General features: G+C 73.2%; 18 protein-coding genes. 14 read left to right on the top strand and 4 right to left on the bottom strand.

The window, feature by feature from the left end:
• The first annotated feature begins 62 nt into the window (after positions 1 to 62).
• Positions 63 to 344 (top strand): hypothetical protein, encoded by a 282-nt coding sequence (locus O7625_RS10045; RefSeq protein WP_282345555.1) that lies wholly within the window; start codon positions 63 to 65, stop codon positions 342 to 344.
• Positions 345 to 384: 40 nt separating this feature from the next.
• On the opposite strand, the gene ligD (O7625_RS10040) is transcribed toward O7625_RS10045, so the two are convergent.
• Together ligD (O7625_RS10040) and ligD (O7625_RS10035) are read right to left on the bottom strand one after the other, a co-directional pair.
• The gene (gene ligD, locus O7625_RS10040) at positions 385 to 1,296 is read right to left on the bottom strand and encodes a non-homologous end-joining DNA ligase (RefSeq protein ID WP_282345554.1); all 912 of its coding nucleotides are present in this window, start codon (positions 1,294 to 1,296) and stop codon (positions 385 to 387) included.
• Entirely contained in the window at positions 1,289 to 2,227 is a 939-nt protein-coding gene (gene ligD / locus O7625_RS10035) for a non-homologous end-joining DNA ligase (RefSeq protein ID WP_282345553.1), read from the bottom strand. The genes ligD (O7625_RS10040) and ligD (O7625_RS10035) overlap by 8 nt, the downstream gene beginning before the upstream one ends.
• An 83-nt stretch (positions 2,228 to 2,310) precedes the next feature.
• Here ligD (O7625_RS10035) and O7625_RS10030 point away from each other — a divergent pair, with 83 nt between their 5' ends.
• A complete protein-coding gene (locus tag O7625_RS10030; protein WP_282345552.1) occupies positions 2,311 to 3,336 on the top strand; it encodes a Ku protein in 1,026 nt (341 codons plus the stop codon).
• Positions 3,337 to 3,403: 67 nt separating this feature from the next.
• On the opposite strand, the gene O7625_RS10025 is transcribed toward O7625_RS10030, so the two are convergent.
• Entirely contained in the window at positions 3,404 to 3,796 is a 393-nt protein-coding gene (locus tag O7625_RS10025) for a PPOX class F420-dependent oxidoreductase (RefSeq protein WP_067300249.1), read from the bottom strand.
• Positions 3,797 to 3,984: 188 nt separating this feature from the next.
• On the opposite strand from O7625_RS10025, the gene O7625_RS10020 reads away from it, so the two are divergent.
• From O7625_RS10020 to O7625_RS09990, 7 genes are all read left to right on the top strand, one after another.
• Positions 3,985 to 4,632, top strand: coding sequence for an FKBP-type peptidyl-prolyl cis-trans isomerase (locus tag O7625_RS10020; RefSeq protein ID WP_067300252.1), 648 nt, complete (start codon positions 3,985 to 3,987; stop codon positions 4,630 to 4,632).
• Positions 4,633 to 4,771: 139 nt separating this feature from the next.
• Positions 4,772 to 5,596 carry a hypothetical protein gene (locus tag O7625_RS10015; RefSeq protein ID WP_282346882.1) on the top strand — a complete coding sequence of 275 codons (825 nt, stop codon included), beginning with the start codon at positions 4,772 to 4,774 and terminating at the stop codon, positions 5,594 to 5,596.
• Between the two features lie 282 nt (positions 5,597 to 5,878).
• Complete coding sequence (locus tag O7625_RS10010) at positions 5,879 to 7,654, top strand: hypothetical protein (protein ID WP_282345551.1); 1,776 nt, start codon at positions 5,879 to 5,881, stop codon at positions 7,652 to 7,654.
• Positions 7,651 to 11,139 carry an AMP-binding protein gene (locus O7625_RS10005; protein WP_282345550.1) on the top strand — a complete coding sequence of 1,163 codons (3,489 nt, stop codon included), beginning with the start codon at positions 7,651 to 7,653 and terminating at the stop codon, positions 11,137 to 11,139. Before O7625_RS10010 ends, O7625_RS10005 begins: the two co-directional genes overlap by 4 nt.
• A 28-nt stretch (positions 11,140 to 11,167) precedes the next feature.
• Complete coding sequence (locus O7625_RS10000; protein ID WP_282345549.1) at positions 11,168 to 12,142, top strand: hypothetical protein; 975 nt, start codon at positions 11,168 to 11,170, stop codon at positions 12,140 to 12,142.
• A gap of 5 nt (positions 12,143 to 12,147) precedes the next feature.
• Positions 12,148 to 14,055, top strand: coding sequence for an ABC transporter ATP-binding protein (locus tag O7625_RS09995; RefSeq protein ID WP_282345548.1), 1,908 nt, complete (start codon positions 12,148 to 12,150; stop codon positions 14,053 to 14,055).
• 4 nt (positions 14,056 to 14,059) lie between these two features.
• The gene (locus O7625_RS09990) at positions 14,060 to 15,847 is read left to right on the top strand and encodes an ABC transporter ATP-binding protein (protein WP_282345546.1); all 1,788 of its coding nucleotides are present in this window, start codon (positions 14,060 to 14,062) and stop codon (positions 15,845 to 15,847) included.
• On the opposite strand, the gene O7625_RS09985 is transcribed toward O7625_RS09990, so the two are convergent.
• On the bottom strand, positions 15,838 to 16,128 hold the full coding sequence (locus O7625_RS09985) for a hypothetical protein (RefSeq protein ID WP_282345545.1): 291 nt from the start codon (positions 16,126 to 16,128) through the stop codon (positions 15,838 to 15,840). The genes O7625_RS09990 and O7625_RS09985 overlap by 10 nt on opposite strands.
• 405 nt (positions 16,129 to 16,533) lie before the next feature.
• On the opposite strand from O7625_RS09985, the gene O7625_RS09980 reads away from it, so the two are divergent.
• From O7625_RS09980 to O7625_RS09960, 5 genes are all read left to right on the top strand, one after another.
• Positions 16,534 to 16,725 carry a hypothetical protein gene (locus O7625_RS09980; RefSeq protein WP_091244640.1) on the top strand — a complete coding sequence of 64 codons (192 nt, stop codon included), beginning with the start codon at positions 16,534 to 16,536 and terminating at the stop codon, positions 16,723 to 16,725.
• Between the two features lie 26 nt (positions 16,726 to 16,751).
• On the top strand, positions 16,752 to 16,970 hold the full coding sequence (locus tag O7625_RS09975) for a hypothetical protein (protein WP_282345544.1): 219 nt from the start codon (positions 16,752 to 16,754) through the stop codon (positions 16,968 to 16,970).
• Between the two features lie 8 nt (positions 16,971 to 16,978).
• The gene (locus O7625_RS09970) at positions 16,979 to 17,203 is read left to right on the top strand and encodes a hypothetical protein (RefSeq protein WP_282345543.1); all 225 of its coding nucleotides are present in this window, start codon (positions 16,979 to 16,981) and stop codon (positions 17,201 to 17,203) included.
• Between the two features lie 82 nt (positions 17,204 to 17,285).
• Positions 17,286 to 17,942: an HAD family phosphatase gene (locus tag O7625_RS09965; protein ID WP_282345542.1), complete on the top strand. Its 657-nt coding sequence runs from the start codon at positions 17,286 to 17,288 to the stop codon at positions 17,940 to 17,942.
• A 42-nt stretch (positions 17,943 to 17,984) separates the two neighbouring features.
• Positions 17,985 to 19,121, top strand: a complete 1,137-nt coding sequence (locus tag O7625_RS09960) for a glutathione-independent formaldehyde dehydrogenase (RefSeq protein ID WP_282270358.1) — start codon at positions 17,985 to 17,987, stop codon at positions 19,119 to 19,121.
• Positions 19,122 to 19,129 lie beyond the last annotated feature (8 nt).

The raw sequence follows: 19,129 nt of genomic DNA, 5'->3' as shown, positions 1-19,129 counted from the left end.
TGCGACGAGAGGTGAGTACGCGTGCGCATGACAGTGTCGGCCTCCCCGACCAGACTCGACCCATGCGAACGAAGATCACGGTCGTCCTTGCCGCAGTGAGCCTGAGCGGGCTGCTGCTGACCAGCGGCTGCGGCTACCGGGAGAGCATCTGCAGCGACGGCGAGTACCCGGCGATCGCGGTGGGCGGCGAGGGCGGTAGCGCCTGCTTCCCGGACGATCAGGAGCCCACCGCCCCCTACGTGCGTTACCCGCAGGGCAAGGTCCCGCAGCATGTCGACGACGAGTGGGACGTCTACTGGCGGGATCACGGCATCGACGCGAACGGCGTCATCATCGAGCGGTGACCGGTCGACCGGGCCGTGGGGGCGCGGAGCACGACCCGGCTCACTCCGTCGGCAGCATAGGACCCCCGTCGAGCAGCAGGGCGAGCAGGTCGCCCGACTTCTCCACCCGCCGCAGCACCTCCCCCGCCGTGTACGGCTTCGCCGAAGGCCGCTTCCCCGCCGCCCCCGCCTCCACCTCATCCCAGGTCAGCGGCGTCGACACCGCCGGCATCGACTGTGCCCGCAGCGAGTACGGCGCGACCGTCGTCTTCGCCGCGTTGTTCTGGCTCCAGTCGATGAAGACCTTCCCGGGCCGCAGGTTCTTCGCCATCTTCGACACGACCAGGTCAGGGTGTGCCTGTTTCAGCTCCTGCGCGATCCGCCGGGCGTAGCCGGAGACGACCTCGGCGTCCTGGGTGCCGCCGATCGGGCAGCAGAGCTGCATGCCCTTCTTGCCGGAGGTCTTCGGGTACGCCGTCACCCCGTCGCGGGTGAGCCGGTCGCGCAGCAGGAGCGCCACCCGGCAGCACTGCCGCAGCGTCGCCGGGGGGCCGGGATCGAGGTCGACGACCATCAGGTCCGGGTGTGCACCGATCCGCCACTGCGGGGTGTGCAGTTCGAGGGCGGCGAGGTTGGCCAGCCAGACCAGGGTGGGCAGGTCGTCGGCGACCACGTAGTCGATGGTCTCCCGCCCCCTGCTCGATCCGGGGACGGGTAGCGTCTCGGTGCGTACCCAGTCGGGGGTGGCGGCGGGGGCGTTCTTCTCGAAGAACGAGCCGCCGGTGACGCCGTTGGGGAAGCGGATCCGGGTCAGCGCCCGGTCGGCCAGGTGCGGCAGCAGCACCGGGGCGATCCGGGTGTAGTAGTCGATCACCTCACCCTTGGTGAAGCCGGCCTCCGGGTAGAGCACCTTGTCCAGGTTGGACAGCTCCAGCGCCCGGCCGTCGACCTCGACCTTCACCCGGTCAGGCATCCTCGACCTCCCCGGGCGGTTTGTCGGGGCGCAGCCGCAGCACCCGGGGGAACCGCAGCCGCCCGTCCGGGGTGCGCTGGCCGTACTTCACCTCTATGACGATCCGGGGGGTCACCCAGAGCGCGCCCCGGGCGTCCTCGCGCGGCAGGTCCCCGGCGAACGGCGGGCTGTCGACCCGCAGCGGTTCGAGGTGGCCCAGCAGTTCCCGTTCCAGGGCCGCGCCGATCCCGCCGCCGACCCGCCCCCGGTAGGTGAGCCGCCCGTCCGGGCCGGGCACCCCGACCAGCAGCCCGCCGATCTTCCGCGCGCCGGGCCGCCAACCGCCGATGACGAAGTCACCGGTCACCTCCAGTTTGACCTTGATCCAGTCCGGCGACCGCACCCCGGGCCGGTAGGCGGCATCGACCCGCTTGGCCAGCACCCCCTCCAGCCCGTGTTCCCCGGCCGCCTGGTAGGTCGCCGCGCCGTCGGTGAAGCAGGGCGGCACCGTCCACCGGGCCGCGCCCAGCCCCAGGCCGTCGAGCGCCGCCCGCCGTTCGTGGTACGGCCACCCGGTGAGGTCCTCGCCGCGCAGCCGCAACAGGTCGAAGATCATGTACGTGACCGGGATGGTCGCCGCCAGCCGGGCCGCCTTCGCCCGGTCCCGCACGTGCATCCGCTCGGCGAGGGCGGTGAACGAGGGCTGTCCGGCCGGATCAAAGAGGACCACCTCGCCGTCGAGCAGCGCGTCGTCCACCTGTTCGGCCAGGGTCACCAGCTCGGGGTACGCGGCGGTGATCTCCGCGCCGGAGCGGGCGTACAGGTGCGGGTGTCCGCCGGTCAGGTCGGCGAGCGCCCGTACCCCGTCCCACTTGAACTCGTAGGCCCAGCCGGCACCCACCGGGAGCGGCCCGGTCATGGCGAGCATCGGCTTCAACGGCGCGCCGGACACTCTCCGAATGTAGTTGCACACGGAAGGTGGTGCGGGGGCTTCGATCGTTTGCGATCCTGGTCAGGTCGGCGAGAGGAGCGGGGATGCGGGCGATCTGGAAGGGGGCGGTGTCGTTCGGGCTGGTCTCGATCGGGGTGAAGCTCTACTCGGCCACCGAGGAGAAGGACATCCGGTTCCACCAGGTGCACCGGGACGACGGCGGCCGGATCCGGTACAAACGCACCTGCTCGGTCTGCGGCGAGGAGGTCAGCTACGACGACATCGCCAAGGGGTACGACCTGGGCGGCGGCGAGCTGGTGATCCTGACCGACGCCGACTTCGCCGACCTGCCGCTGACCAGTTCCCGGGCGATCGACGTGCTGGAGTTCGTCCCCGCCGAGCAGGTCGACCCGATCCTCTACAACAAGGCCTACTTCCTGGAGCCGGAGGGGACCGCCACCAAGCCGTACGTGCTGCTGCGGGACGCGCTGGCCGACTCGGAGCGGGTGGCGATCGTCAAGGTGGCGCTGCGTCAGCGGGAGCAGCTGGCCACCCTGCGGGTCCGTGACGGGGTGCTGCTGCTCAACACGATGCTCTGGCCCGACGAGGTGCGTACCCCCGACTTCGGCTTCCTGGACGAGGACCTGAAGGTCCGCCCGCCGGAGCTGGCGATGGCCGCCTCGCTGATCGACTCGATGGCCGGGGAGTTCCAGCCGGACGCCTTCACCGACGACTACCGGGCAGCGTTGCAGGAGGTCATCGACGCCAAGGTGGAGGGGCGTGAGGTGGTCCAGCCGGCGGAGGAGGAGGCCGCGCCGGCCGCCGCGGTGGACCTGATGGCGGCGTTGAAGGCGTCCGTCGAGCGGGCCCGGGTGGCCCGGGGCGAGGCACCGGCCGGCGGGGCCGACGAGCCGACGCCGATCTCGTCGGCCCGGTCGGCCCAGCGGGCGGCGAAGACCCCGGCGGCCAAGGCCGAACCAGCGAAGAAGACCCCCGCCCGCAGGACCCCGACGAAGAAGGCGGAACCGGCGAAGAAGACCGCCGCGAAGAAGACCACGGAGAAGAAGGCCACCAAGGCCTCGGCGAAAAAAACCGCCGCGAAGAAGACCGCTCCGCGAAAGAGCGCCTGACCGGGCGGGTCGCGACGTTGCCCCCGGCGTGACGGGGAGCGTCCCGCCGGGGTGTGCATCCCGGCGGTCAGCCCATGCCGAGCTTCCGGGTGGGCGTGATCCGGACGATCACCCGCTCCTCGCCCGGCCGCCGGAACGGGTAGGTGTCCTGCCCGAGGTACTTCTTGGCCAGCCGGTCGATGTGCGCGTCGGCGCCCTCGGTGACGAACTCGGCGGTACCCCGGACCCAGAGGGTGCGGAAGTCGTCGGCCCGGTCGACCACCGACACCGCGACCTCCGGGTTGCGGGCGATGTTGAGGTACTTCTGCCGTCCGAGGGCGGTGTTGAACAGGATGTGCTCGCCGTCGACGTCCACCCAGACCGGGGTGACGTGCGGCGCGCCGTCCGCCTCGATGGTCGCCACGTGGGCGAGCTGGGGTTCGGAGAGCAGGGCCTTGTCTTCGTCGGTGAGGATCGCCATGGTCGAGAACCTACCGCCGGACGGCCCGGGGCACCCGCTGGAAGAGCCGGTGGAACGGGACGCGGTGTCGATCCGGGGACACGGTGACGGCCGACGACCCACCCACGGCATCGATCCGGGTACCGTGTGCGCTGGCCACGGCACCGGGTCGCCGGGCCGGCCACCCACATCAGCAGGGAGTCGAGGACGTGAGCGAGCGTACGGAGAACCGTCCGGCGGGCGAGGGCCAGGGCAAGGAGACGAAGGCACAGCGGCGGCTCGCCGACCAGCTGGCGGCGAAGAAGGCCGCCGAGGCGCGTAAGCGCCGGCAGGCGTGGCTGGGCGCGGTGGCCGGCGTCGCCGTCATCGCGGTGATCGTCGGGGTGTTCGTGGTGGTCCGCAACGGGGAGAAGGACGACCCGAAGCCGGCCGCGGCTCCCGCCGGCTGCGCTGGCGACTTCCCCAAGCTGCCCGAGGGGGCCGACCAGGCCCTGTGCACCAAGCCGCAGGCCACCAAGGGCGAGGGCGAGCTGACCGGGTTGAAGGCCACCCCGCTGATCCGGGGCACCGGCCCGGCCGCCCAGGCCGGTCAGCAGATCACCGTCAACTACGTCGGTGTGTCGTACAAGACCGGTGAGGAGTTCGACGCCTCCTGGAAGCGGTCCGAGCCGTTCTCCTTCGGCCTCGGCCAGGGCAACGTCATCCCGGGCTGGGACCAGGGCATGCAGGGTCAGACCGTGGGCAGCCGGGTCCAGCTCGACATCCCGGCCGACCTGGCGTACGGCGACAAGCCGCAGCGTCCGGGCGCGCCGTCCGGTCCGCTGCGGTTCATCGTCGACGTGCTGGCGGTGCAGTAGACCACAGGGGTCTTCCGGCCCGACACCTACCGGCAGTAGGTTCGGGGTCACCGTGAGCGGCCGGTCCGCCACGGTGACCCCCACCGAACCGGAGGTGCGCGTGCCGGCGCTGGACGTTCCCGGGCCGACAGCCCGGCTGATGTGGACGCACGTCGAACCCCTGCACGCGATCACCTACTTCCATCCCCGGGCCCGCGCCGCCCACGAGGCGATCGGGTTGCGCGGTTACTGGCGGGGCTACTTCGCGGGCCGTGCCGCTCCCCTCGGCCCGGTCGACGCGGCTCCGGTGATCGCGGCCTTCTTCACCTTCGCCCCGCCGATGGTCAGCCGGGCGTTACCGGCGGTGTGGCAGCTCGCCAGCCCCGAGGAGGCGTTGCGCTCCCGGCTCACCGGGGCGGTGCAGGCGCTCGCCGAGCTCACCTACGAACTCCCCGAGGCGCACCTGGCCGAGGCCGCTGAGCTGCTGGAGGTGGCGGCCGTCGCGGCCGACACCGCCGGCCGGATGCTCGGCGCGGCCAACGCCGCCCTGCCGCGCGGCGACTACCCGCTGGCCCGGCTCTGGCAGGCCGCCACCACGCTGCGCGAGCACCGTGGCGACGGGCACGTGGCCGCCCTGGTCGCCGCCGGGCTCGACCCGGTGGAGACGTTGGCCTTCCGGGTCGCCGGGGGCCAGCCGCCGGAGCACCTGCTCGGCCGGGGCTGGACGCCGGAGCAGTGGGACGCGGCCCGGGGCCGGCTGGTCGCCCGGGGGTGGCTGACCGCCGACGGGGCGCCGACCGAGGTGGGGCGCAGCGGCTTCCGGGCCGTCGAGGCGGCCACCGACCTCGCCGCGGCCCGCCCCTGGCAGGCCCTCGGCCCGGACCGCGCGGACCGGCTCTGCGAGCTGCTCGACCCGGTGGCCCGGGCCTGCCACACGATCCTGCCCCCGGACAACCCCATCGGACTGCCCGCCCTGCACTCCTGATCGCCCGCCCCGCGACCTGCCCGGCGACCCGGCACCGCGGGCCCCACGGCCTGCCCGGCGACGCGATATTGACACAACTATTAACGTCGACCAGACTGCGGCGACGGGAGCGCTCCCACGTCGAGGTGGGAGGCCGTCTCCCCACCGTGGCACCGCTACGGTCCCGCACTCTCCAGGTCGGCTACCGGTCGCCGCACGCCCATCGAGCACCACGACGGTGGTCGTCGCGCGGGCCGGCTCCCGCGTACGCCGCGGCCTGCCCGGTCGCGAAAGGTAGTGAACGTGCGACGTACGAAGACCGACCAGTGGAGCCAGGAACTACGCACCGTACGCGACCCCGAGCAACTGTTCGGCGACAGCGCGCAGACCGGCGTCCTGCGCCTGCTCACCATGGCGGGCAAGGTGCCCTTCCGGTCCGCCTTCGACGGGCTGACCCTGCGCGAGCAGGCGATCGTCCGGCACCTGCTCGGCCGGCAGCACCTGCGGCTGACCCCGCCCGGCGTCGACACACCGCCCGCCCCGTTCGTGCTGGCCCACTCGACGCTCGGCAAGCTGACCCTCCACGAACCCGCGCGGGGCGACCTGCCGACCGAGGAGGTCGTCGCCGAACTCACCCTGCCGCAGTGGCAGGTGGAGATGCTCGACGAGGAGTGCCTGCCGGCCGAGGCCGAGGAGGAGCAGCACCGGTACGAGATCGACCACACCCTGTACACCTGGCACGCCGACGGCACCCTGGCGGAGCGGCTCGAAGAGGTCATCGACTGGGTCGAGCGCGTGGAGACCGTCCTGGTCCACATTGAGCGCCGGGTGTTCTCCCGGTCCGACTCCGGCTCCAGCACCCTGATCCGCGACGGTGTGCTGCCCGCGCTGCGTGACCGTCCACCGGCGGACTGGAGCGCCGAGGAGCGGTTGTTCGTGGGCGCGATCCAGCTGCTGTTCCGCACCGGCCGGGCGGTCCGGTTCGAGGAGTTCAACGGTCGCCAGCTCAGCGCCGTCAGCCTGCGGCGGGTGCTGACCACCCGCTGTGCTACGTACCTGCGGGCGCTCGGCGAGCCGGTCACCGGGCAGCTCAGCACCGCCACCCTGACCGAGCTGGCCGCGCTCGCCGGTGACCTGGTCGAACGGGTCGACGGCAGTGACCACATGCGGTACCGGCGGGTCAACGGGCTCACCTACGCCAAGGACGAGTACCTGGTGCCGTGGGCGCAGCAGGAGCGCGGCCACGCGGAGCTGCCCCGGACGCTGCACGCCCTGACCGGGCCGTTCGACGGGGACGACCCGGCGGCCCGGGTGCGGCAGGCCACCGCCGCCGCCCTGCGGACCGCGCACCGCGACGGCGACGAGGGCGACCTGACCCGGATCCTGGAGAGCATCGTGCTGGGCGCGGTCGTCGACGCCCACGCCGACTACGGCATGTCCAGCGGCATCCGGGACCTGTCCCGGCTGAACGGACCGGCCGGGCGGTACGGCGAGGACGTGGCGGGCCTGCGGAAGCCGGACTTCTTCTGCTGCGTGCTGCCCAGCCCGGAGATGGCCGCCGAGCTGCCCGCCGACGCCGTCACCGACATCCTGTGGCAGGTCGCCCAGCGGATGATGTACAACCGCTGGCACTTCGTGCCCGGCAACTTCGACCGGATCGAGGTGCCCCGCCAGCGGCACTACTTCTTCCCGCCGCTGGTCCCCGACATCGGCGAGTGGGGCGACCTGCGCCACGGTGGACACAGCACCGCCCGGGTCCGGTACACCCTGCGCGCCCCCGGCGCGGCGATGTGGAAGCAGCCGCTCACCGTCTCCGGGCGGCAGTACCGGGGCGCCTTCGACATCCGGCTGGTACGCATGGACGGGCCGCCGTTCACCCTGGCCGACCTGCGCATCGCCTGCCGGTACTCGGCGCTGGTGGACGTGCTCTGGCGGGAGATCGCCGGCTACGCCGAGGAGCACGACGGCTGGACCCCGACGATCGCCGCGTTCGGCGGCGACTGGTACACCGGGCACGCCTGGCGCACACCGGTCGAGCGGCTGGCCGGGGACGCGCAGATGGTCGGCGGGCCGGCGTGAGCGCCGACCCGCGCCACGTCGTGGTCAACGACGAGGGGCAGTACTCGCTGTGGCCGGCGGACCGGCCCGTGCCGGGCGGCTGGACGCCGGTGTTCACCGGGCCGGTCGAGCGGTGCCTGGAGCACGTCGCCGGGCACTGGACCGACCTGCGGCCCGCTTCGCTGCGGACCACCGTGGACGTCGCGGAGCACGACGGACGATCGGAACCCGCCACGGTGGGCCTCGCGGAGCACGACGGACGGTCCGAGCCCGCCACGGTGGACGCGGCGCGGTCGGTCGCCACCGGACCACGCCGCCCGTTCGGCCGGACGCCGCTGCACGTGCTCGTCGACGAGGCGCTGGCCGCCGACCCCGGGCGGGTCGCGGTGCGCTTCGCGGGGGTCGAGGTCACCGCCGGTGAGCTGCTCGCCCGGGTTCGGCACACCGCCCGGGTGCTGCGGGCGCACGGCGCGGGGCCGGAGACGCCGGTCGCGGTGCTGGTGCCCCGGTCGGTGGACGCGGTGGTGTCGATCCTCGCGGTGCTGGCCGCCGGGTCGGCGTACCTGCCGTTGTCGGTCCACGATCCGGTGGACCGGCGGGCGCGGATCCTGGCCGACGCGGGCGAGCCGCTGCTGCTGACCGGGCCGGAGTACCGGGGGCACCTGCCCGCCGGCTACCCGGCGACCGTGCTCGACGTGACCGACCTGCCCGACACCCTCGGCGACGACGGCGACGGTGGCTGCCGGGTGGAGAACCTGGCGTTCATCATGTACACCTCGGGCACCAGCGGAGCCCCCAAGGGGGTGCTCGGCACCCACCGCCAACTGGTCAACTACGTGGACTGGTGCGCCCGGGAGTTCGCGTTCCAGCCGCGGGAACGGGCGGTCCTGCACGCCCCGCTGTACTTCGTCGGCTCGGTGATGACGCTGTTCACCGCCCTGGTCGCGGGCTGGGAGCTGGAGGTTGCGCCGGAGCCGGTCGCCTTCGACGACCTGATCACGCTGACCGCCGCCGCGCCGTGCGGTTTCCTGAAGCTCACCCCGTCGCACGTGCGGGCGATGACCGCGCTGGGCGGGGTGGACGACGTCGCCCGTCAGGTCATGATCGGCAGTGAACCGCTGTACCTGACCCCCGAGTTCGACAGGTGGATCAGCAACAGCCCGAAGTCCGGCTTCGGCAACCACTACGGCATGAGCGAGACCGTGGGCGCCACCTGGTACTGGATCGGCACGGACCGTACGGTCGGCCGCCGGCTGCCGGTCGGGGCGCCCATCCCCAACGCCGAGGTGCACATCCTCGACGAGGACGGGCTGCCGGTGCCGGTGGGCCGGACCGGGGAGATCTGCCTCGGCGGAGCGGTCATCGGCCGTGGCTACCATGGCCAGCCGGTGCTGACCGCCCAGCGGTGGATCCCGCACCCGGCGGGCGGCGGGGCGCGGCTGCTGCGCACCGGTGACCTCGGCCGGTTGGCCGCCGACGGGGTGCTCGACGTGCTCGGCCGCGCCGACCGTCAGGTGAAGATCCGTGGCCAGCGCGTCGAGCCGCCCGCGGTCGAGGACGCGTTGCGCCGCTGCCCCGGCGTCGCCGAGGCGGTGGTGATCGCCGAACCCGACGGCCACGACCTGCGTCTGGTCGCCTACCTGCGGTCCGACGAGGAGCAGCGGCCCACCGAGGCGCAGCTCCGCGCGCACGCCGCCGGGTTGTTGCCGGAGGCGTCCGTTCCGAGCCGGTTCCGGTACGTGGCGCAGTACCCGCTCACCCCGAACGGCAAGGTGGACACCCGCCGGCTGCCCACCGTGCCGACGGTACGGCCCGAGCTGGACACCCCGTACGCCGCGCCCTCCGGCGACCTGGAGACGGCGGTGGCGGCCGTGGTCGCCGGGGTGCTGCGGGTGGACCGGCTCGGTGTCGACGACGACTTCTTCGCGCTGGGCGGCGACTCCATGCAGGTCGTCGAGGTCGTCACCCGCCTCGACGAGGAGCTGGGCCTGCCGGTGGGCATCGCCGACCTGTTCGACCGGCGCACGGTCCGGGCGCTGGCCGCCGGGATGGACGGCCCTCACCCGACGGCCGTCGAGGCGCCGGCGGCCCCCACCGTGGAGCCGGCGGACCGACCCGCCCGTACCGACGTCGGGCCCGCTGTCGTCACGGACTCGGAGATCCCGGCACGGTTCGCCGGGGCGTCCACCGGGTCCGCGCCGCTGACCTGGGGTCAGGCGGCCATGTACCGGCCCATGCAGTGGTTCGGCGAGGCCAGCCGGGACTTCAACATCAGGCGGGTGCTGCGGCTGGCCGCCCCGGTGCCGGCCGAACGGGTCACCGCCGCCTGGTCGGCGCTGGTGCTGCGGCACCAGGTGCTGCGGACCGTGATGACCGACGACGCCGACGGCCCCCGGCAGCACCTGCGCGCCGACGGGACGTACCCGCCGCTGGTGCGGGACACCACTGCGGAGGCGCTGCCGGAGGCGGCCGAGGCCGCCGCCGTCGAGCTGGCCGGCAGCGCGTTCCAGCTGGATCGGGAGTGGCCGGTCCGGTGGGCGCTGCTGCGCGTCGACGGCCTGGTCGAGGCCGTCGCCGTGGCCGCGTCGCACGTGTCGTTGGACGGCTGGTCGCTGGAGTTGCTGCTGGCCGAGCTGCGCACCCTGGTCGAGGGCGGGCGCACCCTTCCCGCGCCGGGCTGGCAGCCGCTGGACCAGGCCGGCTACGAGGCCTCACCGGCCGGGCAGCGGCGGGCACGGCAGTCCCTGGCCTACTGGCGGGACCGGCTGCCCATGGTGCCGCAGCGGATCTTCGACGGGCCGGAGCAGGATGCGGCGGCGCTGCCCGTCGTCACCTGGCGGATGGAGTCCGGCGCGGTGGCCGTCGCCGCCGCCGTGCTGGCCCAGCGCACCGGGGCGTCGTCGTCCACGGTGGTGCTGACCGCCGCGCTGCTGATCCAGGCGGCGCTGACCGGCCGGGACCGGGCCGTGGTCAAGTTGATCGCGGGGAACCGGAACACCCCCCGCCAGCGGGAGCTGGCCACCGGCATCGCCCAGAACGCGCTGCTGGTCTTCGACGTCGGGGACGGCGACGTCGAGGACGCCGTCCGGCGCTGCTACCGCGACTCGACCGAGTCCTACTTCCACGCCACCTACCCGCCGGACGCGCTGGACGACCTGATCCGGGCCGAGGGCGCGCAGGCCGACCTGTCGGTGTACTTCAACGACTCCCGGATGGGCCGGGACTTCGACGTGCCGGCGGACCCGCCCGACCGGGCGGCGCTGGGGGAACTGGCCGCACAGACCACCGTGCGGCAGGTCGCCGCCGTCGCCCGGCACGACATGACGTTCTTCCTGGCCATGCCCCACCTCGCCGACGGCTGCGCGCTGCACCTGCTGGCCGACACCCGGCGGATCCCCGAGGCCACCTGCGTGCGGGCGCTGCGGGGCGTCGAGACCCTGCTGTGCGAGGCGGTGCTGCGCCCGGTGCCGGTCCGGGACGTCGCCACGCTGCTGGACCTCGGTTGACCCGCCCATCCCACCGCAAGGAGCCCCGATGACCGACCTCTACCCGCTGCTGCACCGGTTGGCCGCCGACGACGACGCCGCGCTCACCGGCACCCCGCTGCCGCCCGACGGCCGCTACCAGGTCGTCACCACCACCGTCGACGAGGTCACCGCCCAGATCGTGCACACCCTGCGGGACGGGTTCGCCGGCCGGAGCCCGGCCGACTACCCGCTGCTGGTGCTCGGCTGGGGGCGTTGCCGGGTCGGTTCGACGGCGGTGACCAATCTGTTCGGCATGGCCCGGGCCGCCGCCTACTACCAGCCGGTCAAGACCATCGGCCGGTTCGCGCTGACCGGCGGCGAGGGCTCGCCGTGGAAGCTGCCCGACGGCGAGCCGGTGCTGTTCGCCAAGGAGATGGCCGGGCCGTACGTGCCGTTCGAGGCGCTGTTCAACCCGGCCCGCTGCCTGATCGAGGCCGGCTGGCCGGTCGACCGGCTGCGCCTGCTGGTGCTGGACCGGCAGCCGCGTGCCTCGCTCGACTCGTGGATGGCCAAGTGGGAGGGCAAGATCGGCCGGGAGCGGGTGGTGGAGAACTTCGTGCTCAGCACCCTCAACTACGCCCGGATGCGCCGTTACGCCGCGGCCGAGGGGCTGGCGGTGACGCACTTCCCGTACGAGTGCAGCCGGCTCCCGCAGGAGACGGTGTCGCGGTTGTTCGCCCGCCTCGGCATCGGCCACCTGTACCGGCCGGAGATGCTCACCGGCTGGGGTGCGGCCGGCGACCTCAACTCCGACCAGTCGAAGATCCACAACCCGGTCGAGCCGGAGCCGTACGTCGTGCCCGGCCTGCACGGCAACGCCGACGAGTACCGCTTCCGGGAGCGGCAGGTCAGCGCCCTGACCGAGGAGGAGCTGGCGGTGGCGGACAGCGCCGAGGTGGTGGAGTCGTACCAGGAGTCGGTGCGCAGCTGCGGGCAGGAGCTGGAGCTGCCCGCGCCGCTGCGGGAGAAGGTCTTCGGCTGACCCCGATGGCCGCCCCCACCACCGGCACCGGGCAGGTACGCCAGGCCGCGCTCGCCCGGCTGCGGATCGCCCGGCAGTGGCCCGCCGCCGGCCCCGGCTGGAGTGCCGTCGCGCTCGCGCTCAGCGTCGCCCGGGGGGTGCTGCCGGTCGTCTTCGCGGTCGCCGTCAGCACCACCGTCGGCCGCATCGGGCCGGTGCTGCACGGCACCACCCCGCCGGCCCGGGTGTGGTGGCCGCTGGCCGTCGCCGGGGCGGCGCTGATCGTGCTGCAACTGGCCGAGGCGGCCCAGAAGGCGGTCGCCGAGCAGCTCGCCCGGCGCGTCGACGGGCACATGTACCGGCGGCTCATCGCCGCGTCGCTGTCGACCCGGGAGATCACCCCGCTGGAGGATCCGGCGGTCCTGGACGAGCTGGGCGAGGCCGGGCACGAGCTGCGGTTCGCGTTCCGCACCCCCGGCGCGGCGTACGCCGGGCTGATCGCCCTGGTCGGGCCGTACACCCAGGTCGTCGGGTTCACGGTGGTGGTCGCGGCGGTGCTGGGGCCGTGGGCGGCGCTGGCGATGCTGGTGGTGGTGCTGCTGTTCCGCCACGGGCAGCGCGGCGGGCTGCGCCGCTACGCCCTGGTCATCCGAGACGTCGCCGACCTGCGCCGGGAGAGCCGCTACCTGCGCGGGCTGGCGATGGGGCCGGCCGCGGCCAAGGAGCTGCGCGTCTTCGGCCTGACCGACTGGCTGACCGAGCGCTACCGGCAGGTCTACCGTCGCGCCCTGGCCCCGGTGTGGGCCGAACGCCGACGCATCTACCTGCGCCCCTACCTGGGGTACACGGCCGTCGGGCTGACCGGCGTCGCCGCCGTGCTGGCGCTGGCCGGGTCGCGCGCCGCCGACGGGGTGATCGACCTGGCCGGGCTGGCGCTGGTGCTCCAGGCGGTGCTGGCGTTGATCCGGCTGGGGGAGTTCTATCCGGACTCCGACACCCAGACCCAGTACGGCATGAACGCCGAGACCGCCGTCACCGCGTTCGAGCGGTCCATGGCCCGCTACGCCGAACCAGCCGTTACCGGCCGGGCCGAACCCGCCGACACCGGCCGGGCCGGGCCACCGGCCGCTGCGGCTCCGGCGATCGACTTCTCCGGGGTCCGCTTCGGCTACCCCGGGGCGGCCCGGCCGGTGCTGGACGGCCTGGACCTGCACATCCCCGCCGGGAAGTGCACCGCCCTGGTCGGGGTGAACGGCACCGGCAAGACCACCCTGGTCAAGCTGCTGGCCCGGCTCTACTCGCCCGGCGCCGGCACGGTACGCGCCGACGGCGTGGACCTCGCCGACCTGCCCGCCCGGGACTGGCAGCGCCGGATCGCCGTGGTGTTCCAGGACTTCGTGCGCTACGAACTCTCCGCCGCCGCCAACATCGGCTTCGGTGCGGTGGAGCACCTCGACGACCGGGCCGGGATCCGGCGCGCGGCCCGGGAGGCGGGGCTGCTCGACACCCTCGACGCGTTGCCGGACGGCCTGGACACGTTGCTGTCCCGGGCGTACGAGGGTGGTCTGGACCTGTCCGGCGGGCAGTGGCAGCGGATCGCCATCGCGCGGGCGCTGTTCGCGCTCTACCACGGCAGCACCGTGCTCGTGCTGGACGAGCCCACCGCGGCGTTGGACGTCCGCGCCGAGGCCGAGTTCTTCGCCCGGTTCGCCGAGCTGACCCGGGGCCGGACGACCATCCTCATCTCGCACCGGCTGTCCAGCGTCCGGCTGGCGGACCGGATCGTCCTGCTCGACCGGGGGCAGGTCGTCGAGCAGGGCAGCCACGACGAGCTGATGGCCGCGGGCGGCCGGTACGCCGCCATGTTCACGCTCCAGGCGGAACGCTTCGCCGACGAGGCCGACAGCGAACCACTGACCCAGGTACCGGGGTGAGGCGATGTTGACGGCGATCACCGGGCTGCTGCGGCTGTCGTGGCGGCAGGACCGGCGCAAGATGGTCGTGGCGTTGGCGCTGATGGCGGGCAACGCGGTCGCGCTGCCGCTGGCGGCGGTGGCGCTCCGGCAGCTCACCAACGCGGCGGCGGCCGGTCACGCCGCGTCGGCGGCCTGGGCCGGGCTGGCCGTCGCGGTGGCCGCGATCGCGGCGCTGACCTGCGCGCACTTCGCCCACATCGGGTACTTCGAGGTGTCCGAACTCAACGTGCTGAGCACCGACGAGCAGCTCATCGCGATCAGCAACGGCACGCCGTACCTCGACCACCACGAGCGGCCCGACAGCGCCGACCGGATGGCGCTGGCGCAGGACGAGTTGCAGCGCGTCGGCGAGGGGTTGCAGGCGCTGCTGACCGGCGGCTCGCTGGCGGTCAGCCTGCTGCTGACCACCGTGCTGCTCACCCTGGTCCACCCGGCGCTGGTGGTCCTGCCGCTGCTGGCCGCGCTGCCGGTGCTGGCGGGCCGGCGGGCGCAGGCTGCCGCCGACCGGGCGCGCGAGGAGAGCATCGTCGACACCCGGCAGGCCCGGCACCTGTTCGAGCTGACCACCGACGCGGCCTCGGCCAAGGAGTTGCGGCTGCTGGGCCTGGTCGGGCACCTGCAACAGCGGTACGCCGGGCACTGGCAGCGGGCCACCGCCCGGATCTGGCGGGGCGAGCTCGCCGCCGGGTGGTGGCGCGCGGCCGGGCAGGGCGTGTTCGGTCTCGGCTACGTCGCCGCGCTGGTCCTGGTGGTCCGCGACGCGATCCGTGGCCACGCGAACGTCGGTGACGTGGTGTTGGCGGTCCTGCTCGCCTCGCAGCTCAACCAGCAGGTGGCCGCCGCGGTGACGATCACCCAGCAGCTCGCGCGCAGCGGCCGGTCGCTGCGCCGGCTGGACGAGATACGCGACCTGGTGCCGCAGCCGGCCCCGGCACCCGACGCGCCGGCCACCCCGCTGCGCCCGCCCGCCCGTCTGCTGGAGGGCATCCGCCTGCGGGGTGTCACCTTCAGCTATCCCGGCGCGGCCGGGCCGGTGCTCCACGACGTCGACCTGTTGCTGCCCGCCGGCAGCACGGTGGCGGTCGTGGGCGAGAACGGTGCCGGCAAGACCACGCTGGTCAAGCTGCTCAACCGGTTCCACGAACCCGACCGGGGCACGATCGAGGTCGACGGGGTGGACCTGCGGCACCTCGACCTCGCCGCCTGGCGGGCGCGGACCACCGCCGTGTTCCAGGACTACGCCCGCCCGGAGCTGACCGCGCGGCTGGTGGTGGGGATCGGCGACCTGCCCCGGGCCACCGACGACGACGCGGTACGCACCGGTCTGGCCCGCGCGCACAGCAGCGTCCTCGACAAGCTGCCGGACGGGCTGGACACCCGGCTGGGGCGCAGTCACGCCGACGGCGGGGTGGACGCCTCCGGCGGGCAGTGGCAGCAGCTCGCGCTCGGCCGGGCGATGATGCGTGACGCTCCGCTGCTGATGGTGCTGGACGAGCCGGCGTCGGCGCTGGACGCCGAGGCCGAGCACCGGCTGTTCGCCCGGTACGTCGACGGCGCGGCCCGGGTCGCCGCCGACAGCGGCGGGGTGACGGTGTTCGTGTCGCACCGGCTCTCCACCGTCCGCAGCGCCGACCTGATCGTCGTGATCGGCGACGGCGGGGTACGCGAGCTGGGCACCCACGACGAGCTGATCCGCCTCGACGGGGTGTACGCCGCCCTCTACGCCACCCAGGCCGCCGCCTACCGCTGAGTTCCCGGCCGCACCTTCGGGCCGGGCCACCGCTGTCGCCCGACCGGCGCGGGGGCGGTCCTTCGGTGGACGACCAACCCCACCGGCTGCACGAAGATCGACCGTCGGGCCACCGCGTCGCCCTTGTCGTCCAGTTGGTATACGTCGAGCCAGCACCAGCCGTCGTAGGTGATCCAGTCGAGCACCCGGATGACCCGGCACCGGATGGGCTTGACGAACTGCACGCTGGCCGCCCGGGTCACCTCGATCAGGTCACCCGCCGCAGGCAGCGGCGCTCTCATCGCAGGTCCCCCACCTGCCCGGTCACGACCCACCGCCCGGCCATGGCCTTTGGTTGATCACGGGTCGGCGGGCCGACCGGTTGGGCCTGGGCAGCCAACCGAGGAATCTGCGGTGGAGAGCGCCAGCCGGAGCCCAGCCCATGTCCCGCATGGCTGACACCAGATGCGCGCCCATGTAGACGGCGAGGGACACCGGAGCGCAGTCGTACTCCGCGACCAACTCCCGGCGACGGGTGGGACATGGCCAGGGTGATTCGCACCCGGCACACATCCAGACAGGCAGAACAGGTCCGTGGCTCGTCATCGGTCCACCACATCACACGATGTTGTACGAGGGCAACCCCTAAGGGCATTGCCTTTCCCGCTACCACCTAATGCAAGTCCGCCAGACCATAGCGTCAGGCTGTGGAGTTGCTCGGGTTGGATGAGATCCGCGACCTGCTCGGCGGGATCAGCAAGCAGCGCGCCACGATCATCGTGGGCCGCAAGGGATTCCCCGACCCCTTCGTCACCCTGAAGATGGGCCGCGTCTGGGACGGCAAGGCCGTGCGGGCCTGGATCGCCACGAACCGCCCCAGCCCTGCCGACGAGGACTGACCCCCATCGGGGCATACGGTCGGGACATGGACCGGGGGCCGGGCGACCTGATGGGGCCATACGAGATCGCCCAACGCCTGGGCGTCTCCCGGTCGCGGTTCCAGCAGATCGCGAACCGGCCCACCTTCCCGAGGCCCTACCGGGAGCTGCGCGGCATGAAGGTGTGGCTGACTGAGGATGTCGAGGAATGGATCAGGGAACACCGCCGCCCCAAGCCACCATCGGACGAGGATGATCAAAGTTGAGCAGACGCATGGGTGAGCCAGAGGTGCCAGGGCCGCTTGTCGGTCCAGGCGAGATCATTGACCTGCTCGGCGTGAGCCGGTCGCGGTTCAGGCAGATCATCTTGCAGTCGTACTTCCCGCGCCCGTTCCAGACGCTGCAAGGCGGCTCTGTGTGGCTGCGGTCAGAAGTCGAGGCGTACATCAGGGACTACCGCCGCCCCAAGCCACCGGCCGACGAGGACGAGCAGGGCTGACCCACCAGGGGCCACCACGAGACCGACGGGCGCCGGCGGCACCGGGCGACCGGGGTCAGGTGGGGTCGGGGAGGATGGCGGGGTGACGGTGGATGCGGTGGTGTTCGACCTGGACGGCGTGATCGTGGACTCGGAGCCGGTCTGGGAGGAGGTGCGCCGGGCGTACGTGGCGGCGCGGGGCGGCACCTGGCAGCCCGACACCCAGCGGCGGCTGATGGGGATGAGCACCGGCGAGTGGGCCGAGTACCTCAGCGGTGAGCTGGGCGTCGACCGGAACGCCGAGCAGGTCGCCACCGAGGTGGTCGAGGAGATGGCCCGGCGGTACGCGGTGCGCGTACCGCTGATCGACGACGCCGACCTGGTGGTGCGCCGGCTGGCCGCGCGGTGGCCGCTGGGGTTGGCCAGCTCCTCGCCGACCCGGCTGATCGGCGCGGCGCTGGCCGCCGCGGACCTCACCGCCGAGTTCCGGGTCACCCTGTCGACCGAGCGGACCGCCCGGGGCAAGCCCGCGCCCGACGTGTACCTGGCCGTCGCCGAGCAGCTCGGGGTCGACCCGGCCCGGTGCGCCGCCGTGGAGGACTCCTCCAACGGGGTCCGCTCGGCCGCCGCCGCCGGGATGCGGGTGGTCGCGGTGCCGCACGGGTCGTACCCGCTGGACCCGGACGCGGCGGAGCTGGCCGCGGTGGTGCTCTCCTCGGTGCACGACCTCACCCCGGAGGTGGTGGACCGGCTCGGCTGAAACCGCCTCCGCGACCCGGCCGGGCCGCCTAGCGTCGGGACCATGAGAGCTGTGGTGTACCAGGGGCCGCACGAGGTGGCGGTCAACGACGTCGAGGACCCACGCATCGAGCACCCGGACGACGTGGTCGTGCAGATCACCACGACCGCGATCTGCGGCTCGGACCTGCACATGTACGAGGGGCGCACGCTCGCCGAGCCGGGCATCGTCTTCGGCCACGAGAACATGGGCACGGTGGTCGAGGCCGGCACCGGGGTACGCGGCATCAGGGTCGGCGACCGGGTGTCGATGCCGTTCAACGTGGGATGCGGGTTCTGCCGCAACTGCCGGGAGCAGAAGACCGGCTTCTGCCTCACCGTCAACCCCGGCTTCGCCGGTGGCGCGTACGGCTACGTGGCGATGGGGCCGTACCGGGGTGGTCAGGCCGAGTACCTGCGGGTGCCGTTCGCCGACTTCAACTGCCTGAAGCTGCCGCCCGGCACCGAGCACGAGAACGACTACGCGATGCTCGCCGACATCTTCCCCACCGGCTACCACGGGGTGGCGATGACCGGGTTGCGGCCCGGTGAGCGGATCACCGTGATGGGTGGCGGGCCGGTCGGGCTGATGGCCGCGTACTCGGCGGTCCTGATGGGTGCCGCCGAGGTGTTCCTGGTCGACCGGGTGCCGGACCGGTTGCGGCTGGCCGAGTCGATCGGCGCGACCCCGATCGACTTCTCGGCCGGCGACCCGGTGGCGCAGATCCTCGACCGGACCGACGGGGTGGGCACCGACCACGGGGTGGACGCGGTCGGCTACCAGGCCACCGGGGAGGGCGACACGGAGCAGCCGGCGGCGGTGCTGAACAGCCTGGTCGAGGTGGTCCGGGCGACCGGCGCGATCGGCGTGGTCGGCCTCTACCTGGCCAACGACCCGGGCGCGCCCGACGAGCACTCCGGCAGGGGCGAGCTGCTGTTCAAGATGGGCAAGCTCTTCGAGAAGGGCCTGCGGATGGGGACCGGGCAGGCCAACGTGAAGACCTACAACGAGTACCTGCGGAACCTGATCATGGCGGGGCGGGCCACGCCGAGCTTCGTGGTGAGCAAGGAGTTGCCGTTGGACGCGGCACCGGACGCGTACCGACGTTTCGACCGCCGCGAGGAGGGCTACTCGAAGGTGGTGCTCAAACCGGCGGCCTGAGGGGACGG

The sequence above is a fragment of the Micromonospora sp. WMMD714 genome, assembly GCF_029581315.1.
Lineage (GTDB): Bacteria > Actinomycetota > Actinomycetes > Mycobacteriales > Micromonosporaceae > Micromonospora > Micromonospora rifamycinica.
This window is presented reverse-complemented; position numbering and strand designations above follow the sequence as displayed.

Excerpts from the sequence above, each read along its gene's own strand:
- O7625_RS09975 (WP_282345544.1), top strand. The coding sequence starts at position 16,752 with ATGGACCGGGGGCCGGGCGACCTGATGGGGCCATACGAGATCGCCCAA.
- O7625_RS09985 (WP_282345545.1), bottom strand. The coding sequence starts at position 16,128 with ATGAGAGCGCCGCTGCCTGCGGCGGGTGACCTGATCGAGGTGACCCGG.
- O7625_RS10000 (WP_282345549.1), top strand. The coding sequence starts at position 11,168 with ATGACCGACCTCTACCCGCTGCTGCACCGGTTGGCCGCCGACGACGAC.
- O7625_RS10045 (WP_282345555.1), top strand. The coding sequence starts at position 63 with ATGCGAACGAAGATCACGGTCGTCCTTGCCGCAGTGAGCCTGAGCGGG.
- O7625_RS09960 (WP_282270358.1), top strand. The coding sequence starts at position 17,985 with ATGAGAGCTGTGGTGTACCAGGGGCCGCACGAGGTGGCGGTCAACGAC.
- O7625_RS09995 (WP_282345548.1), top strand. The coding sequence starts at position 12,148 with ATGGCCGCCCCCACCACCGGCACCGGGCAGGTACGCCAGGCCGCGCTC.
- O7625_RS09990 (WP_282345546.1), top strand. The coding sequence starts at position 14,060 with ATGTTGACGGCGATCACCGGGCTGCTGCGGCTGTCGTGGCGGCAGGAC.
- ligD (WP_282345554.1), bottom strand. The coding sequence starts at position 1,296 with ATGCCTGACCGGGTGAAGGTCGAGGTCGACGGCCGGGCGCTGGAGCTG.
- O7625_RS09970 (WP_282345543.1), top strand. The coding sequence starts at position 16,979 with ATGGGTGAGCCAGAGGTGCCAGGGCCGCTTGTCGGTCCAGGCGAGATC.
- O7625_RS10030 (WP_282345552.1), top strand. The coding sequence starts at position 2,311 with ATGCGGGCGATCTGGAAGGGGGCGGTGTCGTTCGGGCTGGTCTCGATC.
- O7625_RS10015 (WP_282346882.1), top strand. The coding sequence starts at position 4,772 with ATGTGGACGCACGTCGAACCCCTGCACGCGATCACCTACTTCCATCCC.
- O7625_RS10025 (WP_067300249.1), bottom strand. The coding sequence starts at position 3,796 with ATGGCGATCCTCACCGACGAAGACAAGGCCCTGCTCTCCGAACCCCAG.